Source organism: Acinetobacter pragensis (genome assembly GCF_001605895.1).
Taxonomy (GTDB): Bacteria; Pseudomonadota; Gammaproteobacteria; order Pseudomonadales; family Moraxellaceae; genus Acinetobacter; species Acinetobacter pragensis.
Genome location: NZ_LUAW01000050.1, coordinates 1 through 7797, shown reverse-complemented (window position 1 = coordinate 7797; position 7797 = coordinate 1). Strand labels below are relative to the sequence as shown.

Sequence of the window (7797 nt, the reverse complement as noted above, 5' to 3'; positions counted from 1 at the left end):
GCGGTTTTTTTAACTCTTTCGAGTAAAGCTAAAGCGACAAATTATTTTTTGTCATCTTTCACTTCTGTGAATTCAGCATCTACAACGCCGTCATCTGCTTTTTGCTGTTGACCTTCACCGCCTTGGAACGCGTTTGGATCAAAGCCTTCAGCACCGCCTTGAGCACCTTGCGCAGCTTCATAAGCGCGCTGAGTGATCGGCATGATGATGTTTTGAAGCGCTTCAGTTTTCGCTTTGATATCTTCTACGTCATTTTCTTTGGTAGAAGCTTCAAGCTCAGTTACTGCAGTTTCAATTGCAGTTTTTTCATCTGCAGTCACTTGCTCGCCTAGATCTTTCACTGCTTTTTGAGCAGAAGAGACAAGCGCATCCGCTTCGTTGCGCGCTTTCGCTAATTCTTCAAACTTGCGGTCTTCTTCAGCATTCGCTTCAGCATCTTTGATCATCGCTTCGATTTCAGCATCAGACAAACCTGAGTTTGCTTTAATCTGGATCGATTGCTCTTTACCAGTGCTCTTATCTTTAGCCGATACTTTTAAGATACCGTCAGCATTGATGTCGAAAGACACTTCAATTTGCGGCACACCGCGTGGCGCAGGCGGGATGTCACCCAACTGGAAGTTGCCCAGCAATTTGTTTTGCTGCGCCATTTTACGTTCACCTTGGAACACAGAAATGTCTACAGCAGGCTGGTTGTCAGCAGCCGTTGAGAACACTTGAGATTTCTTCGCAGGAATCGTGGTGTTTTTCTCAATGATCGCAGTCAACACGCCGCCCATGGTTTCGATACCAAGAGTCAATGGAGTTACGTCAAGAAGAAGTACGTCAGTTTTGTCACCTGAAAGTACCGCGCCTTGAATCGCAGCGCCAATTGCAACAGCTTCGTCCGGGTTCACGTCTTTACGCGGTTCTTTACCGAAGAATTCTTGAACTTTCTGCTGAACCATTGGCATACGTGATTGACCGCCGACCAAGATGACGTCAGAGATGTCAGAAGTCGAAAGACCGGCATCTTTAAGCGCAATACGGCAAGGCTCAATCGTACGGGCAACTAAATCAGCCACTAAACCTTCTAATTTTGCACGTGTTACGTTGATCACTAAGTGTTTAGGACCAGTCGCATCAGCCGTGATGTACGGAAGGTTGATTTCAGTTGCATTCGAAGATGAAAGTTCGATCTTCGCTTTTTCAGCCGCTTCTTTTAAACGTTGAAGTGCAAGCGGATCTTGTTTCAAGTTAACGCTTTGCTCTTTCTTAAATTCTTCAACCAAGAATTCAATTAAAGCGTTATCGAAGTCTTCACCGCCTAGGAATGTATCACCGTTAGTCGACAATACTTCGATTTGCTGGTCGCCATCAAGGTCAGCAATTTCAATGATTGAAACGTCAAAAGTACCGCCGCCCAAGTCGTAAACCGCGATTTTACGGTCGCCTTCTTTTTTGTCCATACCGAACGCAAGTGCCGCAGCAGTCGGTTCGTTGATGATACGTTTTACTTCTAAGCCTGCAATTTTACCTGCATCTTTAGTCGCTTGACGCTGCGCATCGTTGAAGTAAGCAGGAACGGTAATCACTGCTTCTGTTACTGCTTCGCCTAAGTAATCTTCAGCTGTTTTCTTCATCTTTTTCAAGATTTCAGCAGAGATTTGCTGCGGTGCAAGTTTTTTGTCGTTTACATCAACCCAAGCGTCACCGTTTTCAGCTTGAATGATTTTGTAAGGAACAAGGCCAATGTCTTTTTGCACAGCCTGGTCTTGGTACTTGCGGCCGATCAAACGCTTGATCGCGAACAATGTGTTTTTAGGGTTGGTCACGGCTTGGCGTTTTGCAGATTGACCCACCAGAATTTCGCCATCTTTATACGCAATAATAGATGGAGTTGTACGCGTGCCTTCAGCGTTTTCGATCACTTTAACTTTGTCGCCTTCAAGTACAGCGACACAAGAGTTTGTTGTACCTAAATCGATACCAATGATTTTAGCCATTCGATGTATTCCTCAATAATTTTTTTGCAATGTTTTCGCTTGTTATCCGATATGAGAGCCGTTCTAAATTTTTCAAGTTCTTTTCATGAAAAATTTTAACAAACTCTCGAATTTAAAGGCTTATGCGCCCACCATAACCATGGCAGGGCGAAGCAGCCGGTTATTTAAGGTATAGCCTTTTTGCAATACAGCGCCAATTTGGTTGGCTTTTGCATTTGGATCAATACCGACCGCTTGATGCAGGTCAGCATTGAAGCCATTCGCTGTATCCGCTTCAACGACACCGAATTTTTCCAGCGTTGACAGCAGGGACTTCAGCGTCAGCTTTACGCCCTCGACTACAGGGGATTCTTCTTCATTGGCCGCTGCAATTGCGCGTTCCAAGTTATCGACAGAATCCAGCAGTTCTTTAGCGAATTTTTCTAAAACTGTGTCTTTGTGCTTTTCAGCTTCACGCTGAATGCGCTCTACGCTTTTTTGCGCTTCGTAGACTGCATTTGCAGTACGCGCTTTCTCAAGCTTTAAGCTTTCTTCGAGTTTTGTGATCTGCTCTTGTAAGCCTTCAACGGTAACTTCAGCTTGCTCAGTTTCATTTTGAGTCTGCTGTTCGGCTTGCTCTAGATCTTGAGCTTGTTCATTTTGCTCAGTCGCCATTGATTTACTCCGTTTAAAAGGGTTCTTAAACATGTACAGTCCTGTTGGCTTCAGTGCTAACTGGGTTAATCCTGAACTGCCATGATTTGCTAAATGTCATGATTAATAGAGAAATCGGGGCTGGCTGCAAAAATTCAAGCGAACTGACTCATTAATTAATGCTTTTTATGATAAAAGCAGGTGAAATCGTGGCAAAGCCTGTGAATTCTTACTTAGTTTATTAAAAGATAAATTATTGTTTTAGCGAATAATGGACTTTCTAATCGTTAAAATAGATTTTACTGATAATTTTTATCTGTTTCTCTCTTAGAACGGCACAGCGCATAATAGCGTCTACAGGAAGTGACCATATCTTTGGAGAGAGGGATATGGTGACTGCCGTCAAATTGCGAAGATCCTTCTGGTGCATAGCTGCAGCGGATCATTTTTAAATCTGATTAATATTTATACATAAAAGCTCTTAATAGCAGCGTAATAAAATATTTCACAAAAAATGATCAAATCTTTATGATTGCACTTAGATTCTATGGCTGTAGTTTCTTTAAATATTTTGAAATGTGTTTTTCATGGCTTATCCATCTTCTGGATAAGCCTTTTTTTTTGCTCAAAAGTGCAGGGCAAAACGCATGATGGTCCTTTGAGTTGAAAGTTTAGCAGCAGCGGTCAGCCTATTGTTTGAAGCGCGCAGATCAAAGACGGATCAATGCTGACAGTTCGGGCTATGCAGAGCATGCACAAGAATATGCATTTTTTTACTATCACTATTTTAAATAATGGCTTTTTTATACATCAATTTTACTGAATTAATAAAAAGTTGCAGAAGCTGTACTTGAGCAGGCTAAAACTACAACTCACCGTGTGTGCAGTTCAGCGGTTTTTTTTTCATGATGGGGGCCGCAAACACATGCTTTGCGCTTAATTGAAAACACATAGGAATGAGTGAATATGAAAAAAACAGGTTTATTGCTTTTAGCGTTGGCTAGCTTTGGTGCGGCTGCAGTCGGCTGTACATCAACAGAAACTGCACAGGCGCCTGAAAGCGCGCAAGTGACTGCAGAAATGGCTGCGCCTGCTGATCAAACGGGAGCGGTGCCGCAGGCGGATGCTTCCGCTCAGGGCGGTGCAGCCATACAGTCTGCGCCAGCGGCTGAACAGCCTGCTGTCCAGCAGTAATATATGTTGAAGCCTTCGAGTTGTGCCGCAGGCTTAAAGCACTGATTTTGAAAAGACGCATTTAAAAACCAGCTTTTCATTTTTTGAAGAGCGGATGCCATTTTAAATGTATTGCTTCTCTGAAGTGCAGATGAGGTGCGCAGAATTGAAATTCGGCACTTCATCCTTGAGGCTTCATATTGATACTGAGAGAGCTGCAGCGGAGTATTCTGCAGGAGCTGAAGCAGAACCCTGATGCGAATATTCATTTGAGGGTTCTGTTTTTCCGGTGCTCTGCAATTGGCATTGGATCAATAATTCATGCAGATGTAAAAAGCCCAGAGTTGCTGGGCTTTTTATCAGTTTGGCAAAGCTGTTCAGATCTAATAAATGACTGAATCGCTTATAAAGAGTATCTGTTATTTATTTTGGTCACGCCGTGTTTCATTCCAGCGCTTGTTTTGCTCTTGGCGGCGGTTATCCGACTGTTTGCGCTGTTCCGTATTGCGTTTGGCTTGATCGCGGCTTTGTTCCCGCTTTTTACGGTCATATTCAGCCCGTTTTTCACGGTCATTCTGCGCTTTTTGACGCTGCTGTTCTAAACGCTGGCGCTCTTGCTGCGTTTTATAGCGCTGCTGTTCATTGCGCTGGCGTTCCGCATCATTTCTTTTATGTTCCCAGTCCTGCTGGTTTTTACGGTTTTGTTCCCAGTTGCGGCGCTCAATTTCTTGTCTGCGGCGTTCCTGTTCTAGCCGGTTGCGCTGCTGCTGGTATTCCCAGCGCTGGCGGTCCCGTTCACGGTCATAACGGTAATCGTAGCCGCGGTCATAGCCGTAGCCGCCGTAATTCCGGCCATTGTCATAACGGCCATCAGAGTAGCCGTCGTCTGGAAATGCGACGCAGCCTACAGCCATAAATGCAGTCGCCAGCGACAACAGAATTATTTTTTTAGCCATGGTCTGTATCCTATGTCCAATGGAGCAGCAAAAAACTCCAGAAATTGAAAGAAAATTGTCAATGACATGCTCTTGAAAGAAGCTTAGCGTATGTTGAAAGGGGCTATGTATTCGGTTGTTTAGACTTGTATAAGAATATGGTCACATAAAGGCTGATCGTGTAGAAATTATGAAGAATAGATAAAAGGATGTCTGCAATGACTGCGTTTAATCAAAAAATGCAAGGATTAATGGAAAAAGGGCAAGGCGCTGCGGGCCGCGCGGTCGATAAATTGCCTGGCTTTGTGCAAGAGCGCATTGCAAAGGGGTTGGGCTATCCCTATGTGTTCCCTGAACTGGACCCGCTGATAAAGTGCCTGATGGCTGCGCAGCTCAAGCAGGGCAAGTCTGGTTTTATCGGTTCAGATGTACAGCGTTCCCGCAAGGCATTCGATTTGCAGATGCAATCTATTCAGGCAAAGCCGACCCCGGTCAGACAGGTGGAAGATTTGCGCCTTCCGCTGCAAAGCGGTACGGTGTTTGCCCGGCATTATCATCCGGCACCTCATAAAAAGCTGCCGATGATTGTGTTTTATCATGGCGGCGGTTTTGTGGTGGGCAACTTAGATACCCATGATGAAGCGTGCCGATTGCTGGCCGTGCATGCTAAAGCGCAAGTCTTGAGCATCGACTATCCTTTGGCGCCTGAAGCCGGTCCGAAACAAATTATTCAGTGCTGTGAAGATGCGCTGGCTTGGGTATTTCAAAACAGCCGGCAATTAAAAATTCTGAAAGGCCGTATTGCGGTCGCCGGTGACAGCGCGGGCGGCAATATTTCAGCCGTGGTTGCGCAGCGGACTGCACAGAAAGCTTATGCGCCTCATGCGCAACTGCTGTTTTATCCAGTGGTTGATTTTAAAAGCCGCCATCCTTCGTTTTTTGCATACAAAGACGGTTTGGTGCTGACCGCAGCGGATATCGATTACGTCACAGGCTATTATGCGCAGCAGCATCAAATTGCGCTGGATGATCCGCTGATTTCGCCAACTTACGGCAAACTTGAACGGCTGGCGCCGGCGTACATCATTACGGCAGGTCATGATGTATTGCATGATGAGGCGGAGATCTATTCACATAAGCTGCGTCAGCAAGGCATTAAAGTCCATTATCAGGAATATGCAGATCAGACGCATGGCTTTATCAACCTCACGCCTGTGTCTTTCCGAGCCAAAAAATACTTGATTGAGATCAGTAAGAATTTCCGCAAGTTCTGGGATAAAAAGGGCGTCTGAACAATAAAAAAGGTGTTTCACGTGAAACACCTTTTTATTTTTGTTTGATTTGCGCTTCAGGAAAAATCAGGTCAAATTCAGGCACGGCAAAACCCTGCAGATAAAGGGCTTGGGAAAAATCAGGAAAAATGCTTTGTGTATTTTTCCATTGCACAGAAGCCAGCCGAGATAAATGCCCTCGAAATTGAGGGGTAAATTGATAATGCTTATTGTACCAATCTTGCTGTATGTTCAGCAGTAATGAAGGAATGCAATTGCTGCTGATACGCAAAATCTGCGGATTCATTTGCTTTGTAAACAGTATAGACATGCTTTGCTGAGAAAAATGCACGGTACAGCGGATTTCATTGTTTTGTTCATGCCATTCAAACGCAGCCAATTCTTTAGGGATCCCCCAATACTGCTGCCCGTGCTGTACGGATATTCCTGTTGAAACATAAATTTTAGGAATCGTATTCAGCCTGCGCTGGGTCAGCAAAGCATGATCTAAAATCAGCAGCTCATCATAGGGGCCAACGGGACTCTCGCGATAACGCACGCAGATGACCTGCACCATTCGCCCAAGCGGGGAAGGCGCTAGCTGAAAATCAGCAGCTTGCCGAATTAAGGCGGGGGAGAGCCAATAATTGGCAATAAAGGCATCGCCTTGCAGCTTCCAAGGCGGCGGGCGTAAAACGGCATTTAAAGGCATTAAATCGGGCTGCATTCTTTTTCTCACTTATTCACAGCAGAAATACTGACTTATTTTGCATGAAAGATTAAAATATAGTCAGTACAAAATACAACTTTATATAGATGGGTTTATACATGTTTAAACAAGCGCTTTTTGCTGCCGCTGCTGCTTTCAGTCTTCAAGTCTGGGCGGATAACTCCATTGTTGAAATGAAAACCAATCAAGGAACAATTGAAATAGAGCTATTTAATGATAAAGCGCCTATTTCCGCTAAGAACTTTGAAGGCTATGTCAATTCTGGCTTCTATAGCGGCACTGTTTTTCACCGGGTTATTCCAGGCTTTATGATTCAAGGCGGGGGAATGGATGCGCAGATGGCAGAAAAAACGACTTTGGCGCCTATTAAGAATGAATCTTATAATGGCTTGAAAAACTCACGCGGCACTTTGGCTATGGCGCGCACCAATGATCCTAATTCTGCCAGCAGCCAATTCTTCATTAATACTGTAGATAATGACTTTTTAAATAAAAGCGCGATGAACGCTGGCTATGCTGTATTCGGCAAAGTCATTAAAGGCATGGATGTCGTCGATAAAATTGAGAAAGTGCCGACTGCGAACATCGGTGTGCATCAAAATGTGCCGCAAACCCCTGTGCTTATTCAAAGCGTGAAGATAAAAGCGCCAGCCGTAAAAAAACAATGAAATAAACTGCAAAATAAAAAAATACAATGTTTTTCTTTTAAAAACATTGTCTTACCTATAGTATTGTATATTTATGCGCCATAATGGCGCATAAAAAAGAAACACACAGTAAAACAAGTCGTTAAAAGCGCTTGCACGTGTAAGAAATTGCCCTATAATGCACCCATACCGACGAGATAGACGGAAACGAACGAAGCGCGAAGCGCTGAGTTGTTAAGTGTATCGAAGTCCAGCTCTTAATACTGACGAGGTATTAAGAAGATCATTAAGAGATTATGAAGAACAACTTGTGTGGATTTTTACTGGTTGATCGATCGAAATTATTTTCATTGATTGATGGTAGAAATTACTCGAAGTTTATTTGAGAAATATTTGTCAGAAAATTGATGAGCCAAGATTGGT

7 protein-coding genes are annotated in these 7797 nt (G+C 44.0%); 3 read left to right on the top strand and 4 right to left on the bottom strand.

The features are described 5' to 3' along the window. Positions 1 to 41: 41 nt before the first annotated feature. Positions 42 to 1985 (bottom strand): molecular chaperone DnaK, encoded by a 1944-nt coding sequence (gene dnaK, locus AZH43_RS16180; RefSeq protein ID WP_067671905.1) that lies wholly within the window; start codon positions 1983 to 1985, stop codon positions 42 to 44. A gap of 120 nt (positions 1986 to 2105) precedes the next feature. Then, positions 2106 to 2639, bottom strand: a complete 534-nt coding sequence (gene grpE, locus AZH43_RS16175) for a nucleotide exchange factor GrpE (protein WP_067671902.1) — start codon at positions 2637 to 2639, stop codon at positions 2106 to 2108. Positions 2640 to 3584: 945 nt separating this feature from the next. Here grpE and AZH43_RS16170 point away from each other — a divergent pair. Then, positions 3585 to 3812, top strand: coding sequence for a hypothetical protein (locus tag AZH43_RS16170; protein WP_067671899.1), 228 nt, complete (start codon positions 3585 to 3587; stop codon positions 3810 to 3812). A gap of 398 nt (positions 3813 to 4210) precedes the next feature. Here AZH43_RS16170 and AZH43_RS16165 read toward each other — a convergent pair whose 3' ends face one another. Next, positions 4211 to 4747 (bottom strand): hypothetical protein, encoded by a 537-nt coding sequence (locus AZH43_RS16165; RefSeq protein WP_067671896.1) that lies wholly within the window; start codon positions 4745 to 4747, stop codon positions 4211 to 4213. 197 nt (positions 4748 to 4944) lie between these two features. On the opposite strand from AZH43_RS16165, the gene AZH43_RS16160 reads away from it, so the two are divergent. Next, the gene (locus AZH43_RS16160) at positions 4945 to 6018 is read left to right on the top strand and encodes an alpha/beta hydrolase (protein WP_067671893.1); all 1074 of its coding nucleotides are present in this window, start codon (positions 4945 to 4947) and stop codon (positions 6016 to 6018) included. 34 nt (positions 6019 to 6052) lie between these two features. Here the strand turns inward: AZH43_RS16160 and AZH43_RS16155 are convergent, their stop codons facing one another. After that, complete coding sequence (locus AZH43_RS16155) at positions 6053 to 6724, bottom strand: acetoacetate decarboxylase family protein (protein WP_067671891.1); 672 nt, start codon at positions 6722 to 6724, stop codon at positions 6053 to 6055. A gap of 101 nt (positions 6725 to 6825) precedes the next feature. Between AZH43_RS16155 and AZH43_RS16150 the strand changes: the two genes are divergently transcribed. After that, positions 6826 to 7395: a peptidylprolyl isomerase gene (locus AZH43_RS16150; RefSeq protein WP_067671888.1), complete on the top strand. Its 570-nt coding sequence runs from the start codon at positions 6826 to 6828 to the stop codon at positions 7393 to 7395. Positions 7396 to 7797: the final 402 nt, after the last annotated feature.

Excerpts from the sequence above, each read along its gene's own strand:
- dnaK (WP_067671905.1), bottom strand. The coding sequence starts at position 1,985 with ATGGCTAAAATCATTGGTATCGATTTAGGTACAACAAACTCTTGTGTC.
- grpE (WP_067671902.1), bottom strand. The coding sequence starts at position 2,639 with ATGGCGACTGAGCAAAATGAACAAGCTCAAGATCTAGAGCAAGCCGAA.
- AZH43_RS16170 (WP_067671899.1), top strand. The coding sequence starts at position 3,585 with ATGAAAAAAACAGGTTTATTGCTTTTAGCGTTGGCTAGCTTTGGTGCG.
- AZH43_RS16165 (WP_067671896.1), bottom strand. The coding sequence starts at position 4,747 with ATGGCTAAAAAAATAATTCTGTTGTCGCTGGCGACTGCATTTATGGCT.
- AZH43_RS16160 (WP_067671893.1), top strand. The coding sequence starts at position 4,945 with ATGACTGCGTTTAATCAAAAAATGCAAGGATTAATGGAAAAAGGGCAA.
- AZH43_RS16155 (WP_067671891.1), bottom strand. The coding sequence starts at position 6,724 with ATGCAGCCCGATTTAATGCCTTTAAATGCCGTTTTACGCCCGCCGCCT.
- AZH43_RS16150 (WP_067671888.1), top strand. The coding sequence starts at position 6,826 with ATGTTTAAACAAGCGCTTTTTGCTGCCGCTGCTGCTTTCAGTCTTCAA.